The following is a 22104-nucleotide window of genomic DNA, read 5'->3' on the forward strand; positions in this document are numbered from 1 at the left end:
CACGAAAACGATATTATCAATTCCCAATTCCCTATTCCCAATGTTAGTGGTAAAACTTACCTAGCGGCAGCCCGCGCCAACAATAATCCTCCGATTCCCAAACCAAACACGATCGGCAGCCAAGCCGAAAGAATCGGAGTCAAAACAGCTTTCACGCCCATAGAACTGGTAATGAAAGAAAATACGTAGTAAGTAAAAATCACAACTACGCTAATACCAAAACTCGTTCCTCGACCGGAGCGGCGCGGTTGAGTTCCCAAAGCGGCTCCCACTATACCAAATACCATGCACACGAAAGGAAAAGCATATTTTTCTTGAATTCGCACCTTTAATTTGCGAATTTGCGGTTCGTCGCCACTGTTTTTAATGATTTCCAAACGCTCTAAAGCTTGGGCAATGTTCATTTCCTTGAAATCCCGCGCTCTAGCAGCTAAATCTAAGGGCGTGCGGGGGAGTTGCAACTGCTGGTGTTGAAACCTCACTATATTGCGGTAAGACCCGTCAGGAGCAACTATATAAGCGGTTCCGTTGAAAAAATCCCAAGTATTTTCGGAGGGATTCCAAGTAGCTGATTCTGAAGAAACGATTTGATTGAGGCCTGGGGTGGAGCGATCGATAATTGTTAAACCTTTCATTCGCTGGCCGTCAAATTGTTCTGCATAAAAAAAACGGGCCAGGATTTCGTCGCCGCCTTTTTCTGGTTTGCGAAATTCTGTGTAGATAATATTTCTATCTTGAAATATCGGTTTTTCTCGCTTCAGGGCTCTGTCTAAAGTCAGAGTAGCTCTGTAGCTGGCGGCGGGAACAACTAACTCTTGCAAACCAAAAGTGAAGCCTGCAACAATTAAACTCATTATCACAGCAGGCAGTATCAATCGGTAAACGCTAACTCCGCAACTGCGGAGGGCGATGAGTTCGCTGTCGCTGGACATTCGGCTGTAGGCCATTAAGGTTGCTAGCAGCATTGACATGGGGAAAGCCAATACTACGAAGTAGGGAATTTGCAGGAGAAAAATTTCTATGGCGGCGGTGTAGGGAAGGCCGGATTCTGTTACTCTGCGGACTAAATCAAATAAGGCTCCAACTGTGACGGCGACGGATGTAAAGAGTCCGACGCCAAAGAGAAATGGCCCGATTAGTTCTTTGGTAATGTACCAGTCCATTACTGAAATTCTCGGCAGCCAGTTGATGGGATTCAAAGAATTGGATATTGCTATTTTCATAGTTGCCCGTTCTCGCCGATTGCTCCTCAATCTAAAATCTAAAATTATGCTGTTTGCCGAATGCCTTCAAAAAACTATCGCACGAAGCTGTCGCCCAAGTAATACTGACGTACTAAAGGATTGCTGTAGAGTTCTTCTTCAGCCCCGGAGGCTAAAATTTGGCCGTCTCGCATGATGTAGGCTCGATCGGTAATTTCGAGGGTTTCTCGGACGTTGTGATCGGTGATGAGGATGCCGATTTTACGATCGCGCAGTTTGGCAATAATGGTTTGAATTTCGTCTACGGCGATCGGATCGACGCCTGCAAACGGTTCGTCTAAAAATAGGAACATGGGCCCGTCTCGCCCCGCGGCTAATGCTCTGGCTAGTTCAGTCCGCCGCCTTTCGCCCCCCGATATTTGAATTCCCAAACTGGATGCTATTTTTTCTAAGCGAAATTCTTGCAATAGGAAATCGACTCGCTCGCGCCATTCCCAGCGCGGCACTTGAGTTTGTTCTAGGACTAACAAAATGTTGTCCCGCACGCTCATGTTTCGGAAAATGCTTGCTTCTTGAGCGAGATAGCCAATTCCCAAATGTGCTCGCTGGTGCATCGCCAATTTAGTGATGTCTAAATCGTTTAGCCAAACGGTACCTTGATTGGGTTTTTCTAATCCGGTTGCTATGTAAAATGTTGTGGTTTTGCCGGCACCGTTGGGGCCGAGTAATCCTACGATTTCTCCTTGGGCTACCGACAGGTTGACGCGACTAACTACATTGCGTTTTCCGTAGGATTTGTGAATATTTTCGAGTACAATTTTCATTTTCGCTCCCGGCAAGCTCTACAAGCTAATTTCAGACTGCAGCTTTGTGCGATCGAGTCTCTAATTTAAATTTTACCTTTTCAAGTTTGTCAGTTTTATAAAGACGAAATTTCGCATCTATCCCAAGTAGTATGTTTTGGCTGAGGCGAAATTTCGCTGCTGCGAGCCACTGTTACCGGGGGGCTGTAGTTGGACGTGGGGAGCCCAATGTATTTTGGGCAGCCGCATCTTGTTCCGGGGCAACCAGATAAACAGATTCTACCTGTCCTGGGTTGTCTGGCAGGGCAATAAACCGCCCTTCGTCGATCAGGTATGTTATGGTTTCGCCGCGCAGGCTGTTGCCCTGCTGCAATACGTAAACATCCCCGCTGAGAATGATCCGGCGCTCACGGCTGAAATATTGAGCTTGAGCTGCGGTTGCTTGTATTTGGCGGGCTGGATAGTTGATTTGGACGTTGCCGCGGGCTGTCACGATGCCGGTTTTGGAGTCGGCTTCTTGAATGTCCGATCGCACACTGAGAGTGCGGGGTAGCCCGGCTTGCGGGTAGGTGGGAGAGGCGATCGCGCCTGCCAGAGTGAGGGGCAACAGCAGCGATAATCCTTTGAATATTCGGGAATTGAGCAGTTTAGCGGAGGGCATCATCAGAACTATGGGTTTGAAACCCCGTCCTTTTAGGACGGCTTTACGTTGAATTGAATCCCCTCGCGGGGTGGAGGGGTATGGTTGCCCCCCCGGTGAGGTATGGTTGCCTCAATCTCTTTTCGGAGTAAAGTTAGCTTCGCCAAAGTTTTAAGAGCTTGTTAGGTTGAAAGCACTGTTCCAGTGACCTTAGAACTGTTTAACTCTCAACGACAGAGCAAAGGACTAGCTACGCATCCCAGGGTGTCGTGACTCAAAAAACGTAGTCTGTTAAGACTGAGGCTGGTCAGAACGGCTTGTTGGGTTTCTCCTTCAAGCCTCATGCCGTCAGGGCTGAGGTTCCTGACAAGCTTGGAGCCTCAAAATTTTTGAAATTGCTGAAGGGCATTATCTCCAGTTAGATATTTTATCTTAACGGTCAGAAAGATTCCCGTGAGGTCGATCAATTGACCCGATAGTCTCAACCAATTATCCTAGCAAGACAACAGCGAATTTAATTGGCTATTTTGCTGAGTGGCTGCAACTGTCTTAACCGGGAACGGGCAAGATGCTCGTTCCACAGTCAATTAATCTGCTTGTGCAGCGGGCAAGAAAGCCTGCCCTCCTCTGTGTAGATGCCAAGTATACTGCACCCTAATACAAACATTTATTTAACTTTTATTTAACTTTTTGGTACTTTGATAATTCGCGGCAATTGCAAGCCTGCAACTTCTGCACCTGTTAATAAAGGTAAAAAATCAGCAACTTTTTCCGGCCCTGCTTGTTGCAAAGCGCTCAAAAGTTTAGCACTTTGCCCGATCAAGTCTTCAACGGCAATTCCGGCATAACTCGGCTGATAATAACTGAGCCGATTTATTCCTTCTCCCAGCAAGATTACTGCACCGCGCCAGTTTTGATTTCCTAAGTGATAAAGCGCGACCGCAATTTGCAATATTCCCTGATAAAACCTTTTTTTCGGCTCGCCGGCTTCCATCCACAAAGCCTCTAGTGTGTCGTGACAAGCGTAAAAGTCTTGGCTGTTAAACTGTTCGATACCTTGCCAAAACTCGATCGGCATTTCCTCTGTCATTCGATTGGGTATTGGGGATTTTCGATGGCGGATGTGTGTTTGAGTAGGCGGCGATCGATTTTTGTTAAATAGCTAAGTCTTAAAAATAGGAAAAATAACGACCTGTTTTCAAAACTACTGCCATTTCACGACCGCCTACTTAACCGATTACATAGTGTCTCTGACAGCTTGAATCTGATCCATTCCTATTTCCTGATTAGTTCCAGCGAAATCGTTATCTGGCGTCAGAAATAACATACAGTGACACTCTTTGCGCTCGCGCATGGGAATGCAGGGACAGTTCCAGTAGGCGGCTTTTACTTCGGCTTCTTTATCTTCGTAATGGCGACAAGGGCATAAGGGAGCGCCTAGTTCATCCTTGTGTTTTGCTAGTCCTTCTATCACGACAGCAGTGACGGAAGGTTCAGAACAAAAGAAAGTTCCGGTACGCTTGGCGTAGGTTTCGGAGAAATTCTTCATCGCCTCCAAAGTTTTTTCGTTGGAGAGTTTAGATTTTTCTGTTGTGTTCATAGTTTAGGATCGAAGTTGAGGATGCTACGAGCTTTTGACAATTGTAGCGCAGAATGTGATTTTAAACACTTGTATATTTCTGTTTACTTACAAGGAGGAAAACCTTGACAAAGATTGAGTTTTAGGTTGTTGGTTTTTTAGTGGTTTTTGTCTATCCCGGAGGGTGCGGGAAACTTGCAGCAGGGCGGGTTTTTGGAGCTGCCAAAAGATTTGGGCGATCGATCGCCCTCAACTATCATCCCCCAAAGGGGATAAAAATCGGATAAGATAGCACGGCACTCTTTCTGTGACGGTTATAGGCACGGCATCTGATGGCAACTTCCCCGAACCGCACCCACAGCAAAAAATCTCCTCCTTCTGGGCTGATTTGGCCGGCTGACACCGAGTTAGTCGGATTAGTGTTTGAATTGACTCCCCGTGCTGCTAGCCATCTGTACGCGCAGTATGCTATAGGTTTGCACGCTTGGTTTTTAGGTCAAGTACAACAAACTGACCCGGATTTATCGAAACTTTTGCGCGATGAACAGTCAGAAAAAGCCTTTACTCTTTCGGGATTGGAAGGTGATTTGCTCCCCGGTGGCAAAGAATTTCAGCTTTTGGGCGATCGAATTTATCGCTGGTACGTAACAGGACTTTCAAAGCCAGTAGTGCAGTGGCTGAGTCAGTGGCTGCAAAATTTGCCCGAAGAGATAGATTTGCGAAATGCTCCGCTGCTAATTCGCTCTTGGGATATTGCTTTTGCTCCCACAACTTACCAGCAATTATTAACAGCAAAACCCCCATTTTCGCCAACCATCAAACTTAGTTTTGTGACTCCTACAAGCTTTCGTAGCAAAAGCCATCACTTCCCTCTGCCAGTTCCCGAAAATGTTTTTCACAGCTATTTGCGTCGCTGGAATAACTTTTCTGGGGTAAATTTTGACCAAACAGAATTTTTGAATTGGATTGATGAAAATGCAATTATTAGCCGCCACAAATTGGAGTCGCAAAAGGTAGCGGCGGGCAAAAAAGGCATGGTAACGGGATTCACTGGGGCTGTGGAATTTGGGCTAGGGCGATCTGCTCACAATCGTCCTGATTTTGTACAATTATTTTATGCTTTGGGGCGGTTAGCGCCTTACTTCGGCACCGGCTACAAAACAACTTTTGGATTGGGACAAACGCGAGTACAATGGTTGACAAAAGCGCTACCTGAAGTGTCGATACAAAGCGTCTTGGCGGCGCGAATAGAGGAATTGACAAAGAAGTTTATGGCGCACAGAAAGCGTAAAGGTGGAAGTCGCGCTGCTGAGATTGCTGAAACTTGGGCAACGATTTTGGCGCGCCGGGAATTCGGGGAATCTTTGTTGGATATTGCTGCTGATTTGGAAATGCCTTATGAAACTGTGAAAACTTACGTGAAGTTGGCAAGAAGGGCTGTGAAAGTGGAGGATTAGCGCGAATTTCTTGACTGTTGACTGTTGACTGTTGACTGTTGACTGTTGACTACTGACTGATGACTAATGACTGATGACTGCTGACTAATGACTCTTAGTAAATAGGTATATGTCGTCTCGCTGATATTTTAGTTGAAATTGAGGGGTGTTTTTTAGTTGAGCTACTAAGTTATTAACAAAATCTCGATCGCTCATCCAGCCAGGATATCTGAGGTTCAGCAATATATAATCAAATTCTGCGAGATTTGCAGGCGGCGTGTTAGCCTGAGTTAATTTTACTACAGGGCGGTGCGCTAAGTGCGGAGCAATCTGAGCAGTTGTTAAAACACTGCCTTTGGTTTCTACAAGAGAAATTGCCTCTTTGGTAGCCGGCAAAGTGTCGAGTCCCTTTAAATAAATAGTCCAAAAATAGCCGTATTTCGCTAAAGCTAAGAAAGCAATCAACGACCAAATTACAATGACTCTAGGCAAGGGATAATTAGGAATTGGCAATCTCTCAAATATTGTTTTTCCCTTTTGCTGATTGCTAGCTGCCAAACTGGAAATTACGGCAACCAACAAAAACGGCAATATCGGCACAGAATATTGATGAATTAAATCCCGCTGAGCGGGGATATCGGAAAGAATATTCATCGCCAACATCGGCACAGCACTAATTAAAGATGACAGATGACGCGGGGACAGCCACCAAATTATAGGTAATAGCAATAACGCTAAATATCCAAAAGTATCTAAAGAAAACAAACGCCCTAAAACTAGATTGGGTTTCACTATTAAATTAATAGCAATTTCAAAAACCGAGTTTCCCAAATATTGATATCGCCCGATTCCCGCGTGTTCTCTTCCCTGATTAAAATACGGTATAACTGCCTGAGTAACTACCAGAAACCAACCCGCGCCTAGAAATAGAGCTATGAGCCCAAAATTACGTTTTTTGTCAAAACACAACAGCCACAAACCCATCGCAGCCACAGTTAAAGATAGCACGGCTTTGCAGCTCAAAACTAATGCAATAGCAGCACAAAACCACAAAGTTTTATTCAGCCTCGCGGCTAAGATTGCTGCTAGCAGTGCTGGTAAAGCAATTACTTCTGGGTGGAAGTCGAAGAGATTGACATTAAATACTGCGGGATAAAGCAGATATACGGCTGAAATTGCAATTGCTTTTTGTTCGTTTAACCCCGCTTGACGTGCCAAACTCCAACTCGGCCAAGCGCCTAAAGCTAGGGAAACAGCTTGCACTAAAAAAAGCCAGTGAACATCGGGATATATTTTGTAAAGTAAAGCTAGTGGATAGAAAATAAAAGCGGCGTGGTCGCCCCAAATATTGATTGCCATTAAAGAGGAAAATGGCGTTTGATTTTGGGAGATTAAATAAATTGCTTGGTCAAAAATTGCTAAGTCGAATGCAGTTGACTGAAACAAAGCATGCCGCGCGCTGCTAGCGGCAAATAAGACTATCGTTGTCACGACAATCATTAAAAATACTGGATGAGTTTTTAGGAATTTTAAAGTTAGCATTTTATTGTTTAATCAGCGATTCGTTTAAATAGCATAACTTCGTTTTTTTGATAAGTTAATTTAAAATCGGGAGACTTTTTCAGTTGATTTGCTAAGGTATCACCAAGTTTTTCAGTATCAGGCCAGGGATGGCGCAGGTTTAATAATATGTATTGAAATTCAGCTAAATTTGTTTGGGGCGAAATTTGTGACAGCAATTTTACTATTGGGCGGTGGGCAAAGTGAGGGGCAAGTCTATTATCTGTTAAAATACTGCTTTGGGGTTGAACTTGTGCGACTGCTTCGCGTGTAGCTTGCCAGGTATCTAGTCTATTTATGTACAGATAAAAATCTTTATATTCGCCCAGAAAGAGGAAAACTATTAACGACCACATTATCATGATTCTCGGCAATTGAATTCCCCGCCTGAGTTGAGGAATTAGGAAATTTTTAAAGGGTAAATTTGCCATTTTGCTGGAGGGAAAATTGGGCACATTTACCGATGTTAAAAACTGTTGGTTATTTGCTTTATCCTCTTCCTTGTTTTCTCTTATTTCTTCCCTCTTCCTTGTTTCTTCCTTTGCGATAACTGCTAAAAATAAAAATGGCATTACAGGCACTGAATACTGATAGGCTAAGCTGCGTTGAAATGACAAGTCAGATAGGATATTAATGAGTAGGGTAGGGATGGCAGGAATTAGCGCTGTTAAATATTGTAGGCGTAGTTTCCCTGAAAATGGCAATAGCAGCCAAATCACAGGTAAGGGGAGTAGAAATAAATATTTTAATGTATCAAAGGAAAGGAGTTTTCCTAATACTAACTGTGGTTTTAATATGAGATTGATGATAATTTCTAGTACCGATTTCCCTAAATAGCCGTAGCGCCCGACGCCAGCAACTTCGCTGCCACTAAAGAAGGGGATGATTTTCTGGGAAGCTATCAAAAACCAAGCTGCACCGAGCAAAAGTGCGATCGCCCCGCACCGTTGCTTTTTTTCGCAAAAAAACAGCCATAAACCCATAGCAGCAACGGTTAGAGACAAAACCGCCTTGCAACTGAGAACTAACACAATAGCGGTACAAAACCACACAATTTTATTTAAACGCGCAGCCAAAATTGCTGCCAAAAGTGCGGGTAAAGCGATTACTTCGGGGTGAAAATCAAATAAATTGATGTTAAATACCACCGGATAGAGCAAATAAATCAATGCGATCGCACGGGATTGTTCTTGATTCAAACCTGCCAAACGCGCTAAACTCCAGGTAGGCCAAGCGCCAAGGGATAATGCAAGTGCTTGTACAAACAGCAGCCAATGCACATCCGGGTAAATTTTGTACAGCAAAGCTAGCGGATAATAGATTACCGCTGCGTGATCGCCCAAAATATGAATCCCCATTAAAGAAGAAAAAGGCGTTTGGTTTTGGCTGATTAAGTAAATTGCTTGGTCAAAAATTCCCAAATCGAAAGCAGTTGATTGGAATAAAGCGTGGCGTAAACTGCTACACAAAAAGAAAATTGCCGCCGCAGTCGCGATCGCCCAAACCAAACTCGACGGTAGGTGCGATCGACCTTCCTCTCTATTTTCGGCGATCGAGACACTGATGTCCTCACGGTCATCAGCAAAATTTTCCCTATTCTGCATGAAATCTGGCACTAGGTGGTCAATCGATTTTAGATTTTAGATTTTAGATTTTAGATCGAAGCATTGACCCCACGGATAAATTCGGGGAATCCTTTATCGGATACAGGTTTTTTATTTCTGGACGGATGAATCACGTGGCGGGTATCCTGGATGCTTTCGGTCACTCAAAATATGATTCCATCGAATGTGCTTTCCACGCAATAGTTAACCACTAATTTTTATCCCCGCAATCGTAATATTAGAATAATCCACAAAACATTAAAAAATTGTGAAAGCAATAACTCTTCTCGGATCCACAGGCTCGATCGGCACTCAGACTCTGGATATTGTAGCTCAATACCCCGATCAATTTCGGATTGTCGGGTTAACCGCCGGACGAAATGTAACGTTGCTGGCCCAGCAAATTCGCCAGTTTCGACCGGAAATTGTTGCGATTTGCGACGAAGATCAATTACTGGAATTGAAGGAGGCGATCGCAGACATCGACCCTCAACCTATTTTACTTGCTGGCGAGTCAGGCGTTGTGGAAGTTGCCCAATACGGCGACGCTCAAGCCGTCGTCACTGGCATAGTTGGCTGTGCCGGTTTGCTGCCAACAATTGCGGCTATCAAAGCAGGCAAAGATATCGCCTTAGCCAATAAAGAAACATTAATCGCAGGGGGCCCTGTTGTCAACCCCTTAATCGAAAAATACGGCGTTAAAATATTACCTGCTGACTCGGAACATTCGGCAATTTTTCAGTGCCTCCAAGGTGTTATGGTTGGCGGGTTACGGCGAATTATTCTCACTGCTTCGGGGGGTTCTTTTCGAGATTTGCCGATCGACAAATTAGCAGGAGTAACAGTAGCCGATGCTTTGAAACATCCAAATTGGTCGATGGGGCAGAAAATCACGATCGATTCTGCTACTTTGATGAATAAAGGATTAGAAGTAATTGAGGCTCATTACTTGTTCGGAATGGATTATGACGACATTGATATTGTCATCCATCCCCAGAGCATAATTCACTCATTAATTGAGTTGCAAGATACCTCGGTTTTGGCGCAATTGGGCTGGCCGGATATGCGTTTGCCGCTGCTTTACGCTTTGTCTTGGCCGGAGCGAATTCACACAGATTGGGAACGGCTGGATTTGGTAAAAGCTGGGGATTTAACTTTCCGAGAACCCGACCACGAAAAGTATCCTTGTATGCAGTTGGCTTATGCGGCGGGACGTGCGGGCGGTTCGATGCCTGCGGTGCTGAATGCGGCAAACGAACAGGCGGTAGCGCTATTTTTGCAGGAGAAGATTCAGTTTTTGGATATTCCGAAGCTGATTGAGAAGGCGTGCGACAAACATCAAGCCGATAACTGTGAAAGCCCTGCTTTAGACGATATTTTGGCAGCGGATAGGTGGGCGCGGCAGGAAGTTTTGGCAGATAGTATGGAATTGGGCGATCGGATTCTTTCGGTTCGCTAATTGTATCAGCCGACTTGCACTTACCCACAAGCCCTAGGAGTGAATAAATTCCCCGTCTCATAGGTAAAGTCGGTTGAAATTGAGATATTGCACCATTCTCAATAAGCCTTTTAGGAACAGGCAAGATGCCTGTTCCACAAGAAAATTCACTCTTTGTGGAACAGGCATCTTGCCTGTTGCTGAAAATGGTGCAAGATCAGAGTTGAAACCGACTGCCAAACCTTAATAAATATCCAGTCCTCTTTCAGAGGACTTTAGCTATGAGACAGGGGTTTCAACCCCTGGCGGACTATGCCAAAAAGTGCAAAATATCGGCAAAACCCTATAAAAAATTGAGCCGACTTTAGCCTTTTATAGACTAACTCCCAACTTGTGGCACAAAATCAGCCGCACTCATCTTTTCGTACATTTCAAAAGGTTGGTGAATCCAAGGATTGTCAGCCAAATAATCTACATAATAATCCGGCTTGGCAACAGAACAAGCCTTGTACCAGAGTACAGCAGTCCGAATTTCCTGAATATCCTCGCCGTAGCGACTCTTCAGCCAAGCGATACCTTGCTCTAAACTAATTCCCGAATCCACCAAATCGTCAATCAGGAGAATGCGGCTGCCCAAATTATCGCCCACCATTGTCAAATCGCGGGCAAACTCGATCGCGCCCCGGACATTCCCCTCGGCCCCACCATAGGACGAGGCCGCTAAAATCGCCAGAGGTTTGTCGAAAATCCGCGACAGAGTATCTCCAACCCGCAGCCCTCCCCTGGCCAGACAGACAATTCGATCGAATTTCCACTGAGATTCCTCAATTTTTACAGCCAACTCCTCAATTTTCCGATGGTACTCAGGCCAAGAAACGTAAAGGTCACTCATCAAAAAAATGGGTCTGAAACCCCGTCCTAAAAGGACGGCTTTACATGAATTTTTGTTAAGATATACCATTTCACACAAGACGTGCTAGTATGTGAAATAGCGTATTTAAGGTCAGCATGACACTAAAAGCCTTCAGCTATCGATTCTACCCAACGCCGGAACAAGAAAGTTTGTTGCGACGTACTTTGGGTTGTGTTCGTTTGGTCTACAACCGTGCTTTAGCCACAAGAACGGAAGCTTGGTACGCAGAACACAAACGGGTAGGCTATGCTGAGACTTCTTCCATGTTAACCGACTGGAAGAAAACTGAAGAACTAGATTTTCTGAACAAAGTGAGCTGCGTGCCACTGCAGCAATGCTTGAGACATTTACAAACGGCTTATACCAACTTTTTTGATGGGCGGGCACAATATCCTAACTTCAAAAAGAAACGCAACGGTGGTAGTGCAGAATTTACCAAGTCAGCATTTAAGTTCAAAGATGGACAAGTCTACCTAGCAAAAAGCACAGAAGCGTTACCCATTCGCTGGAGCCGGACACTACCTGATGGTTGCCGACCATCAAGCTTAAGCGTAAAGCTTGCACCATCAGGTAGGTGGTCAGTTTCTCTGCTGGTAGAGGTTGAAATTGAAGCATTACCCAGAACAGATAATCAAGTCGGTATCGACCTGGGAGTTACAAGCTTGCTCGCTTTGAGCACTGGCGAAAAGATTGCCAATCCCAAAGGATTCAAGGCAAAGTATCGCAATCTTAGAAAAGCGCAAAAATCTTTAAGTCGCAAACAAAAAGGGTCAAAAAACCGTCACAAAGCACGACTCAAAGTAGCGAAAGTGCATCAAGAAATTAGTGATGCAAGGAAAGATAATCTTCATAAGCTAACAACACGGTTGGTGCGTGAAAACCAAACTATCGCCGTAGAAAACTTAGCTGTGAAGAACATGATTAAAAATCCCAAACTTGCCGCTTCTATAAGTGATGCAAGTTGGGGGGAATTAGTCAGACAACTTGACTACAAGTGCGATTGGTACGGTCGTACTTTAATTAAGATTGACCGATGGTTTCCGAGTTCAAAACGGTGTGGTAATTGCGGACACATCGTTAACAAGATGCCGTTGAATATCCGGGAATGGGATTGTCCTAATTGCGACACTCACCATGACCGAGATATTAATGCGGCAAAAAATATTTTGGCGGCAGGGCTTGCCGTGTCAGTCTGTGGAGCGACCGTAAGACCCCAACAGAGTAAATCTGTTAAGGCTGGTGCGAAACCCCGTAAGGGACAGAAGCAGAAACCTGAATCGTGAGGTTTGGGAATCCTCGTGCGTTTACGCCTGGGTGGATGTCAATCCTAATATTATTGAAATATCAAAGGTATTATTAATTATTTTGGGGAAAATGACATGGATGCAGAGGAACTTCTCAGACGGTATGCAGCCGGAGAAAGGGTTTTCCACAAAGTAGACCTGAGCGGTGCCCATATGTCAAGGACAAATTTGCGCGATATTGACCTGAGTCACGCTAATTTAAAAGGTGCAAATTCGATCGGTCTCACCCTCTATAGAGCTAATCTGTATCAAGCAGATATCAGTCAAGCCAACCTCTCCCAAGGCAACCTCATGTCCGCTAATTTTGGCGAATGCGAGGCGGTGGGAGCGAACTTGAGCGGATCCATCTTGCGGAGTGTCGTCTTCAGCGGGGCCGATTTAACGGGGGCGAGTCTCAGGGGTGCAGACATGAGAGATGCAAACCTTCAGGGGGCAATTTTGATTCAAGTTTATGCAGTTAACGCCAACTTGCAAGGTGCAAACTTGACAGAAGTCAAGCTTTGCGGAATCAACCTGAGCAAAGCAAATTTAACCGATGCGAACTTAACACAAGCTGACCTCAGCCGTGCTAACTTAACTCAAGCAAATCTGAGCTGGGCAAATTTGACGGAAGCAAATCTGGAAAAAGCGGATTTGAAGGGAGCCGATTTGAGCGGAGCTAACTTGAGCTGTGCAAATCTCCATCAAGCAGATTTGAGCGGAGTTTCCCTTAAGGGAGCAAATCTCCGGGGAGCAAACTTGCATCAAGCTTCTTTGCGCGGGACAAATTTGAATGAAGCGAATCTGAGAGAGGCCATGATGCCTGACGGCACAATCTGTGACTAAATAAGCTGAGAAAATAGAAGTTAAAACCGCAGGGTGCTTGTGGCGCACCCTACATTTAGGCTAATGCCTGATTTTTTTAAGGGGATTTAATTCTGCCTTCAAGTGACAGTGCATTTAAAGAGTAGTGGCAAAAAATTTAGAACCGAGTTTAATCTACAACTTTCAGCCAGCCCCGGCGAACGGCGTGGAGCAAGCGGTTGATGGCTGTTTGATCTTCTTCGGTAAGACAGTCATTTAACAGGGCTGTTTTGAGCTGTTGTCGGTGAGTGGGAGTCAGCAGACCGGAGTGATATACCTGAAAGACTAGCTCTGCAATAGTAAATTGAGGTAACAGCGTTTGGGTTTTCATCATGTGTTTTTTCTTTGAACTCACTTTTGACAGTATTAACTAATTTTTCCAAAATTTATGTGATTCAACTACGGGAGTAAATGTGATCAATTGGCTCTTGATGAGTGATTTGTGTCAGCCGGACTTGGGGATCGGATATTTCCTCGATAGCCCCGCAACTTGAAACACCAACCCCGTCCCGATTTCTCGCTTTTGGCAACTCCGAAATCTCTACTTTTGGTTAAGAAACGGTAACAAATAAATTAAGATTTATCTATTAAGAGATTACTAATGACTGCTAGGGAAATCGCTCTGCTTAATTCAAGGTAAAACTTTTAGCCTGTTTATAAACCCGCTTTTACCTACATTTACCTAGTTTCTTGGTGTGGTCTTTGTTCCGTGGATATACTTAATAACCCGCCCAAAGACAGATACAAGTTTCCGACAGGAGTGGCCATCGATCCAAAATTTTAAGCTCTAGTTCATGCTCCCACATTCATCTGTGAAGTCAATCTAAAATCTAAAATCTAAAATCTAAAATCCAAAATCGACTGGCTGCTTCAAATCAAAAATCCCGGCTTCTTCAAGAAACCGGGTCGAGCTTTTCGATCGCAGTACAATTTTTTTTTGAGAGGGTTAATGGAGCGACCTACTCACTTCAATCTTATTGTTGGCAAAGCTTGACAGGAGAGAAAGTAGAAATACTCATCTCAACTTCTGGTGTGAGGAGACTAATCGGAAATCCTGACCCATCCGCGGCGGATGGCGTGCAGCAGGCGGTTGACTGCATCTCTGGCGTCTTCGCTGAGAGCGCTTTGGCAGAGTTCGCGCAATCCGTGGCTTTCGGTGCGAGTCAGATTGCCTGAATGAGTGACTTGATAGAACAGTTCAGCGATCGCCCGATCGGATTTTAAAGTCAGAGCTTGCATGAAATCTCGTTGAACTCGACTATTATAATATCGATCATTTGACAAAAGAGTAGGGTGATTGCAGTCGGGTAAGCTGTGTGATCGTTCTTGGCTCCGTTTGTGACCTAAGTCTGCCAGTATACGTGATTTCAATCACATAAAACCCAATACCTCGATCGCATAAGCTATGATGGGGGTGGTAGCCTCAAGGTTTGACAAAACCTCGAAAAGCTATGAATGCAAGGCTTTGAGTTCCCCAGACCGCCGCGCAGCGGGAGTAAGTCCGCTCAACATCGCAGGCTATGGACTTGGATAGCTGTGAAACTTTTGGTTTTAGACACTGGCAGCTTGCAGATCAGGGCATAAAGCTGCGATCGGCGAGCCACGGCCTGAGATACAATAATTATAAATACTCCTATCGCATCTATAGGCAGGCAGGTAAAAAAATGATAATGATTAGCTACTTTTCGATTTCCTTAATCGTTTTTATTGTTTGGTTCAAAAGTTTTTTGAATGATACTGCGACATCTAAAAAAGACGTGATATCTTGGATAGCCTTAATCATCGGCCCTCTCGTTTGGCCTGTTGTTCTGCCCCTATCCCTTGTGCAAATGACCAGCAAAAAGTCTGTTGTAAAAACAGCTCAATGCGAGCAAGAATTCTAATAAATTGTGGAAGTAACTGGCTTCAACACAGTCGCTGATCTCGTCCTAAATTATTCGGCGTGCATCGCTCCTGGCAGCGAGTAATTTATCTTGTTTAATTGTAAAAAAAAGGCATCTAGAAGGTAGAACCCTATAAAAATTCTGAATCCTAAAACAGTATTTTTTTACCGCTATCCAATTCTGCCTTCTGCTTTGTGACCGAAAGCATCCAGGATACAAGCCCGCGGATTCATTCCGAAAGCAGACTCAGGACCGGTGAAATAAAAAACCTGTATCCGATGAAACTTGCCGAACGTATTTATCTCGCGCAAGTCAATGCTTCAATTCTTTAATCTAAAATCTCAAATCTAAAATCGATTGACCCAGCCCAAAAACGGATACAAGTTTCCGACAGAAGTCGGCAGCAGCGCAAAATTTTAGGGTCTTGTTCAAGCTCTCAGATTCATCTGTGGAATAAATCTCAAATCTCCAATCGTTCAACTAAGCGAGATTGACTCAGCCCTCGCCAACGTCTCACGCCGAAGTCTCCAATCGACTGATGCCTAATTTTCTTCTGTCACACCGTGATTTAAGGGTGTGGCTCAGTTAAAATTGTTCAGTCAAAATTATCAGACTCACATTGGCCGACAGCGACTGCAACATTTTTTTACTCAAAAATTATCTGCCATCTCAACCAAGCTCAAAATTAATATGTAATGTAACATGGCCTGTTGCTTGCAAAAATATAACTTCAGACATATTTTTGCCTGCAGCTGACCAACTTAAGAATTTTTATTACTTCCGGCCACGGCGTACCATTAATCGAAGGTGGGAAAATCCTGCCACGGCGTGGAAAAACAGCTAGGTTCTTTGCCCTTTAACCTTTTCCAGATCCCTTTCTTCCAATCGTAGCAGCTCTAAACAGGAAATTGTAGAGTTCGTTTTCGCCCAAAATGCCTAACTCTTACCGCAGTTAGATAGACAATTAAAGGCAGAGACTGCAATATGAAATAGGCAACAAAAACTGTTTCAAATCTCAAGTACGACTTATTTTGGGCGATCTGGCATCAGGAGTGTATAACGCGAGCCAGGGAAATTTTTAGAGGTGCGAGATGTTTGGGAACTTCTAAAAAAAAGTGCCGTCACTGTATCCAAATTCGTTATTTGCATAAAAAGTAGGAGTCAAAATGAACGAAGTATCTGAGAAACCAATTTATAGAGTTCTTAATCTATTGTCGCTGCTCGCGCTGACCTACTATGCAGCTACTTCCATCAATTATATTTTCGAGAGTGACGCTCAAATCTACAGGTACGATAGCCAGAGCAATTCCAACGCGTCACCCGCGCAACTAGCAGCACACCGCTAGGAATAAATAGTAGAGATTTTATCTCAATTAATGCCGAATTAAATTTCGGAAAATTTGCTAATCGTTAACGATCAGCTCGAAGTTAACAACAATTAGTAAAAAACTCTTTGCTAAAAAGTTAATATTTTTCCTCACAGGTATGAGCGATCGAATGTACCAAAAAAAATATCTATATTAATTGGTTCTCCAAAGAGAGCAGAGTGATGAAATGATCGTCAAGCATTTTCATCAGTAAGAGCATTAATAGGTTTAGTAATCGCTTCATCCCGAAGAGTTGAAGGTAGATATAGCAATCCTCGCATCATTTGCATAATTATTGTAGGGGCAATCCCACGCCCGGTTGCCCGATAGATAGGGGGTAGGCACGGAGGCACTACCCCTACAAATTTATCTGAATCATTTAGGATTGCTATATGCTTCAAAACGGAAAATCGCTTTGATTTTTGCCCACTACAACTAGATGGGAGATAAATCCGGCGAGTATGGAGGTAATAATTTTACTTGGGAGCCGATAGATACCATCAAAAAATTGGCGGCTTCAGCATTATGAACAGGTAAATTATCCATAACTACAATTGCGCCAACCCATAACTGCGATTCATCTGTGGACTAAATCAAAAATCAAAAATCAAAAATCTAGTGACAGTACCGTCACAAATCTACCGGCCAACCGTTCATCCCAACTTCACCAAAAGACGATCGCTACATTGTCTGATTGTGCGGATGGATGCGGCTCATGGTTGAAATGACGGATTGGGGTTGAAAAACTGGGTTTTTAGCCAAAATCCTACATTGAGCGTGAGGGATTTGGCTGGAAACATCAAGGTGATGAGGCTCAAAAGTCCGTCCGGAACCGCGTAGGGACGGACTTTTGATTGAATCCGGCCTCCAGCGTGCGCGGGCTTGCTTTCAAAGCCAGCTAAAAAATTTTGATTTCTGGGGAACTATTGGCGAAAATCAAAAGTCAAGTCAACAACAGTGTACTTAAAAGAAGTCGCAGCTCAGTTCCAGCCCCATTGCGGGCGATCGAACTCTCCGGCGATCGACAGTGCCCGCGGGCCCGGTGCAACTTCTCAATCTTGAGAGCATACTCCCATTAAAAATGGTCTCTGTGTATCTTCCGGGTATTGTTTTAATAATGACTAGCCACACCGACGGTCATTATGGTAAACTCGCAAACGTTTAAGTGGAATATTTTCGTGTTAGAGGAGGCAGTGGTGGAGTCGAGAGTCAAAAGCAGGAAACAACCGAGATTTGCTGCTCAACGAATACAGGATTCAACTCGCGCTCCGAGGCTCGCTGCTGACAATTTAAATTACATGACAGCTTATAGCAGCCGGGTCAATTAGGGTCTCAACCGATGTCCGGTTTCATTTATTGAATCCCTTTGGAGGGAAAAGTGTATTGTAGAAAAATGATTCATCTTTTAGGAGGAGTGTAAATGACACAGGTAACAAATCCAACACAACCAGCAAGTTCACTATCTGGAGGTGTCGGTGGCGGTGGCTTTACCGTTATCGGCACCCAAGGCGACAACAGGTTGAACGGCGGCCTCGGCAGCGATATCATCCAGACTTTTGCGGGCGCTGATGTCATCGCTGGTGGCAGTGGCAACGAGCTGATTCTATCGGGCGGTGGCAATGACAGTATCGGCGGTGGCGACGGCAACGATACCATCCTTTCAGGCAGCGGCAGCGATGTGGTCGCTGGCGGCACCGGTGATGACTTCATCTTTGGCGGTAAAGGGGATGACCTCGTAGACGGTGGCGATGGCAATGACTTGATTTCTGGCGACAGAGGCAACGACACCGTACTCGGTGGAGGTGGCAGCGATACAGTCTTTGGCGGCCAAGGCAGGGATGTTGTCGGCGGCGGCGACGGCAACGACATTCTCTACGGTGGTAAAGACAACGATACTGTCGATGGTGGCGCTGGCAATGACTTTATCTCTGGCGACAGAGGAAGTGATGTCCTGACGGGCGGTGCTGGCAGCGATACGTTCTACTTCTTCTCCAGCGGTGGCGAATATGGGGTAGACACGATCACTGACTTTACCCCAGGCGAAGATAAGATCCGCTTGAAGCAGGGCGGTGTGTTCGCTGGTTTGGGCAGCACGTTCGAGGCAAGCGAGTTTGTCGTCGTTTCTGGTTTCAACGAAGCTACTCCAGGATCTGCCACGACGAACAAGTTGGTCTACGACCCAACAAGCGGTAAGTTGTTCTTCAACGGCACCAGCGGAGTGCTAACTGTTGCTCAGTTGCAGCCTGGCCTGACGATTACCTCGAACAACTTCGAGTTGTTCTAAAACAATTGGCTGTTGTGGGGCGGCACCGGATAAGATTCGGGGCTGTTCTCACAAAGCCGGTAGTTTTAAAGGATTTCAACCTCACTCTGCTACAAGCGGGGTGAGGTTGAAATATTCAATGCAGGAACTGAAGCAGGGGCCGTTAAAAAAAATCGATCGACAGTTATTGATAAAATTAATCGATCGCCCGATCGGGCAAAAAATAAATCAATACGCTTGGGTTAAGCTCGATCCCCCCGGCGCCTAGGGCGGGCACGGGGGCACCGCCCCTACAAGGGGGGGGACAAGAACTTACTCTTGCGTCGCCCAACAACTAGGGGGATGCGAGGGGGATCTCCGAGGAATAAATATTTTTAAGCCAAGCGTATTGAAATATAAATACAAAGTTTTTAAATTACACTTTCTAGGTTTTACTGAAGCGGTAAAGAAACCGCAACTGCACCGCGAGCAATGAGCACTGAAGAATATATCCGGCAAGCCCAAATTTATTTGAAGCGGGGGAAGTTAACTGAGGCGATCGAGTTTTGCCAAAAGGCGATCGAACTTCAACCGTTTTCGCCCTCGGCTTACACGACTTTAGGCGAAATTCTCGAAGCGAGCGGCGATCCGACGGCGGCAAGAGACGCTTTTGTGCAAGCTTTGGAGATTTCGCCCCAGTTTTTTCTGGCTCATGCTTATTTGGGTCAACTTTACAGCGAGTATTGCTGGCTGGATGAGGCGGTTTTTCACTACCGGCAAGCTCTGGATTTGAAACCAGACTGGCCGGAACTTCATTATAACTTGGGAAATGTTTTTTACAAGCAGGGTAATTTGTTGGGGGCGATCGACTGTTACCGAAATGCGATCGCCCAAAAACCGGATTATCTTGATGCTTTATACAATCTGGCTGTGGTTTTAGATGAAAATAGTCAGCTCCAAGCGGCAATGGATACCTACCGACAGGTGATTGCCGTGGCGCCGGATTACGTGAAAGCTTACAGCAATCTGGGTGTGATTTTGCTAAAGGACGATCGCGCTGCTGAGGCGCTCGAAGTTTACCAGCGGGCGATCGAGATTAAGCCGGATTGGGCGACGCTGCACAATAATTTGGGCCAAGCCTTCCTGGACAAAAGTCCGGAAAGGGCGATCGCATCTTACCTCACAGCTATTGAGTTGGAGCCGGACATGGTTTTGGCTCACTACAATCTGGGGAAAGCGTGGCAATTACAGGGGGAACATTCGGCGGCGCTTGCTTGTTTCGATCGCGCGATCGAGATCAATTCCGACTATATTTCGGGCTATACAGACGCCGGGTTTTCTTTGATGGTTTTGGGCAAAATTGCTGAAGCCATGCCTTATTTTGAGCGGGCAATAGCTCTGAAGCCTGATTTTGTTGAGGCTTACTGTCGCTTAGGAGACAGGCGCAGAGTGGCGGCGGTAGAAGATGATGAATTGTCAAGGGCGATCGCTGCGTGCGATCGATTTCTCACAGCACTAACTGGAAGGAAGAAGGAAGAAGGAAGAGGGAAGAACGAAGAAAAAGAAACTATTCCCAATGCCCAATGCCCAATGCCCAATGCCCAATTACCAATTGCTGAAATTTGCGATAATTTAGCCGAAATTTACTTGCATTTGGGAAATGCTTTAACAGAGTACGGCGGACACGAATCTGCCGCCGCTTATTATCAAAAAGCTTTGCAAATTCAACCACAGAATGCAGAGATTTACTGGCGGGTGGGAAATTCCTTAGCCCAGCAAAAGCGGTTCATTGCAGCAATTGCAGTTTACCGCATGGCTTTGACGATTCAACCTGCTTTACCGCAGGTTTATTTTGAGTTGGCAAAACTGCTGGAAAAACAGGGGCGCTGGGAACGGGCGCTCGATTATTATCAAAAAGTTTTAGACTTGCAATTGCACGGGTATGGAGAGCAGAAAGAGTGGAAAAAACAGAGTTTTATCTTGCCAGATAGCACTTCTATAAAACCTCCTCACGCTATTTATTTATCTAGTTGGGATTGGCTGGTTAATGCTAAGTTGGATGCTGACAATTATGTGGAAATATTTTGGAAACCTGCACCAGAAGCAAGTGCAGAAAATATTCCGAATTCCCAATTGGCGAGATCCAATTCCCAATTGGCAAATTCCGATTGTGCCGGGTTAACTTGCGGGCTGTGTTTGCAGCGACTTTCTAAGTGGTTCGATCCGGTGCATTTGGGTTGGGGAGTTTGCCGTTTGTCCAACTCGCAACCGCTACCTGTGGAGTCGCCAAAGACTTTTGTGGCTGCAATTCCCAACGGGCGAGTTTGGATTGTGCCGCAGGAAAATTATTGGCTGATTTGCAAGGCGATCGCTGTAATTACTCCTGACAATTATTTATTGGCTGATGTGTCGAGAGATTATCCGGGGTTTTTACCTGGATGCGAAAAGCATGATGTGAGGAAACACAGCGTTTTTCAGTTAGAATCCTTCCCGTCTCTCAAGCAAATTGACGGCAGCGTGGCGGTGCTTTCTGGCTTGTCGGGAAATGTCTATTTTCACTGGATGGTTGATGTTTTGCCGCGGATAGAATTGCTGCGGCACAGCGGTAGGGATTTGGCGGATATTGATTGGTTTTTAGTGAATAGTTGTCAACACCAATTTCAGCGGGAAAGTCTAAGAATTCTGGGCATTCCCGAAGAGAAAGTCTTGGAGAGCGATCGCTTGCCTCACATTCAAGCAACCGAGTTAATTGTGCCGTCTTTTGCGGGATATTTGGGCTGGCCTTCTGGGTGGGCGATGGATTTTTTGAGGCGGGAGTTTCTCAAGGGAATTCTACCTAGTTCGAGCTATCCCAAACGCATTTATATCAGCCGCAGCAAAGCAAGATATCGACGAGTTTTGAACGAGGAAGATGTGGTTGAGGTGTTGGAGAAATTTGGGTTTGTTTCTATTTTACCTGAGTCGATGTCTTTGGCAGAGCAAATTGCTCATTTTTACCACGCTGAGGTAATAGTTGCCGCCCACGGCAGCGGCTTGACAAATACGATTTTTTGTGGGCAGGGAACTAAAGTGATTGAGTTGGTGTCGCCTCACTATATCAGCCATTATTACTGGGGAATCAGTCAATATTTGCAGTTGGAACATTACTTTTTAGCGGGCGAGGCTTTTGAATGCTATCCTATTAGACAGTTGATGTATCAGAATTCGCTGACTGAGGATATTTTAGTGAACTTGAGTTCGCTGAAAAGGATGGTTGAGGTGGTGGGTTTGAGTTAGTTGGTGTCTGGAGC

General features: G+C 45.1%; 19 protein-coding genes. 8 read left to right on the forward strand and 11 right to left on the reverse strand.

The genetic code is table 11. The features are described 5' to 3' along the window. Positions 1-56 precede the first annotated feature (56 nt). The 5 genes from QUB24_RS11595 to QUB24_RS11615 all read right to left on the reverse strand — a co-directional run bounded on the left by QUB24_RS11595 (position 57) and on the right by QUB24_RS11615 (position 4245). Positions 57-1223: an LptF/LptG family permease gene (locus QUB24_RS11595; RefSeq protein ID WP_333153310.1), complete on the reverse strand. Its 1167-nt coding sequence runs from the start codon at positions 1221-1223 to the stop codon at positions 57-59. Between the two features lie 74 nt (positions 1224-1297). Further along, the gene (gene lptB / locus QUB24_RS11600) at positions 1298-2026 is read right to left on the reverse strand and encodes an LPS export ABC transporter ATP-binding protein (RefSeq protein WP_333129396.1); all 729 of its coding nucleotides are present in this window, start codon (positions 2024-2026) and stop codon (positions 1298-1300) included. A gap of 172 nt (positions 2027-2198) precedes the next feature. After that, positions 2199-2669: an LptA/OstA family protein gene (locus QUB24_RS11605; protein ID WP_333153311.1), complete on the reverse strand. Its 471-nt coding sequence runs from the start codon at positions 2667-2669 to the stop codon at positions 2199-2201. Between the two features lie 658 nt (positions 2670-3327). Beyond that, a complete protein-coding gene (locus tag QUB24_RS11610; protein ID WP_333153312.1) occupies positions 3328-3735 on the reverse strand; it encodes a DUF309 domain-containing protein in 408 nt (135 codons plus the stop codon). 147 nt (positions 3736-3882) lie between these two features. Beyond that, positions 3883-4245, reverse strand: a complete 363-nt coding sequence (locus QUB24_RS11615; RefSeq protein WP_333104114.1) for a ferredoxin thioredoxin reductase catalytic beta subunit — start codon at positions 4243-4245, stop codon at positions 3883-3885. Positions 4246-4556: 311 nt separating this feature from the next. On the opposite strand from QUB24_RS11615, the gene cas6 reads away from it, so the two are divergent. Beyond that, positions 4557-5681, forward strand: a complete 1125-nt coding sequence (gene cas6 / locus QUB24_RS11620; RefSeq protein WP_333153313.1) for a CRISPR-associated endoribonuclease Cas6 — start codon at positions 4557-4559, stop codon at positions 5679-5681. 84 nt (positions 5682-5765) lie between these two features. Here the strand turns inward: cas6 and QUB24_RS11625 are convergent, their stop codons facing one another. Together QUB24_RS11625 and QUB24_RS11630 are read right to left on the reverse strand one after the other, a co-directional pair. Continuing rightward, positions 5766-7202 carry a DUF2079 domain-containing protein gene (locus tag QUB24_RS11625; protein ID WP_333153314.1) on the reverse strand — a complete coding sequence of 479 codons (1437 nt, stop codon included), beginning with the start codon at positions 7200-7202 and terminating at the stop codon, positions 5766-5768. An 8-nt stretch (positions 7203-7210) separates the two neighbouring features. Continuing rightward, a complete protein-coding gene (locus QUB24_RS11630) occupies positions 7211-8824 on the reverse strand; it encodes a DUF2079 domain-containing protein (protein WP_333153315.1) in 1614 nt (537 codons plus the stop codon). Positions 8825-9092: 268 nt separating this feature from the next. Here QUB24_RS11630 and dxr point away from each other — a divergent pair, with 268 nt between their 5' ends. Continuing rightward, positions 9093-10283, forward strand: a complete 1191-nt coding sequence (dxr, locus tag QUB24_RS11635; RefSeq protein WP_333153316.1) for a 1-deoxy-D-xylulose-5-phosphate reductoisomerase — start codon at positions 9093-9095, stop codon at positions 10281-10283. 358 nt (positions 10284-10641) lie between these two features. Here dxr and QUB24_RS11640 read toward each other — a convergent pair whose 3' ends face one another. After that, complete coding sequence (locus tag QUB24_RS11640; RefSeq protein WP_333153317.1) at positions 10642-11154, reverse strand: phosphoribosyltransferase family protein; 513 nt, start codon at positions 11152-11154, stop codon at positions 10642-10644. 116 nt (positions 11155-11270) lie between these two features. On the opposite strand from QUB24_RS11640, the gene QUB24_RS11645 reads away from it, so the two are divergent. Then, positions 11271-12458, forward strand: a complete 1188-nt coding sequence (locus tag QUB24_RS11645; RefSeq protein ID WP_333153318.1) for an RNA-guided endonuclease TnpB family protein — start codon at positions 11271-11273, stop codon at positions 12456-12458. Positions 12459-12554: 96 nt separating this feature from the next. Further along, positions 12555-13304 (forward strand): pentapeptide repeat-containing protein, encoded by a 750-nt coding sequence (locus QUB24_RS11650; RefSeq protein WP_333153319.1) that lies wholly within the window; start codon positions 12555-12557, stop codon positions 13302-13304. A gap of 148 nt (positions 13305-13452) precedes the next feature. Here the strand turns inward: QUB24_RS11650 and QUB24_RS11655 are convergent, their stop codons facing one another. Continuing rightward, positions 13453-13653 (reverse strand): hypothetical protein, encoded by a 201-nt coding sequence (locus QUB24_RS11655; RefSeq protein WP_041622289.1) that lies wholly within the window; start codon positions 13651-13653, stop codon positions 13453-13455. A gap of 710 nt (positions 13654-14363) precedes the next feature. Continuing rightward, positions 14364-14561 (reverse strand): hypothetical protein, encoded by a 198-nt coding sequence (locus QUB24_RS11660; protein ID WP_006632170.1) that lies wholly within the window; start codon positions 14559-14561, stop codon positions 14364-14366. A 281-nt stretch (positions 14562-14842) separates the two neighbouring features. Here QUB24_RS11660 and QUB24_RS11665 point away from each other — a divergent pair, with 281 nt between their 5' ends. Continuing rightward, positions 14843-15205 (forward strand): hypothetical protein, encoded by a 363-nt coding sequence (locus QUB24_RS11665; RefSeq protein ID WP_333153320.1) that lies wholly within the window; start codon positions 14843-14845, stop codon positions 15203-15205. A 1802-nt stretch (positions 15206-17007) separates the two neighbouring features. On the opposite strand, the gene QUB24_RS33605 is transcribed toward QUB24_RS11665, so the two are convergent. Further along, positions 17008-17127, reverse strand: a complete 120-nt coding sequence (locus QUB24_RS33605) for a transposase (protein ID WP_445300402.1) — start codon at positions 17125-17127, stop codon at positions 17008-17010. Positions 17128-17992: 865 nt separating this feature from the next. Between QUB24_RS33605 and QUB24_RS11670 the strand changes: the two genes are divergently transcribed. From QUB24_RS11670 to QUB24_RS11680, 3 genes are all read left to right on the forward strand, one after another. After that, positions 17993-18856 (forward strand): calcium-binding protein, encoded by an 864-nt coding sequence (locus tag QUB24_RS11670; RefSeq protein ID WP_333153321.1) that lies wholly within the window; start codon positions 17993-17995, stop codon positions 18854-18856. A 118-nt stretch (positions 18857-18974) separates the two neighbouring features. Next, positions 18975-19103, forward strand: coding sequence for a hypothetical protein (locus QUB24_RS11675; protein ID WP_333153322.1), 129 nt, complete (start codon positions 18975-18977; stop codon positions 19101-19103). A 203-nt stretch (positions 19104-19306) separates the two neighbouring features. Continuing rightward, a complete protein-coding gene (locus tag QUB24_RS11680; protein WP_333153323.1) occupies positions 19307-22090 on the forward strand; it encodes a tetratricopeptide repeat protein in 2784 nt (927 codons plus the stop codon). Positions 22091-22104: the final 14 nt, after the last annotated feature.

Origin of the sequence: Microcoleus sp. B9-D4, from assembly GCF_036705105.1 — a bacterium.
Classification (GTDB): Bacteria; Cyanobacteriota; Cyanobacteriia; order Cyanobacteriales; family Microcoleaceae; genus Microcoleus.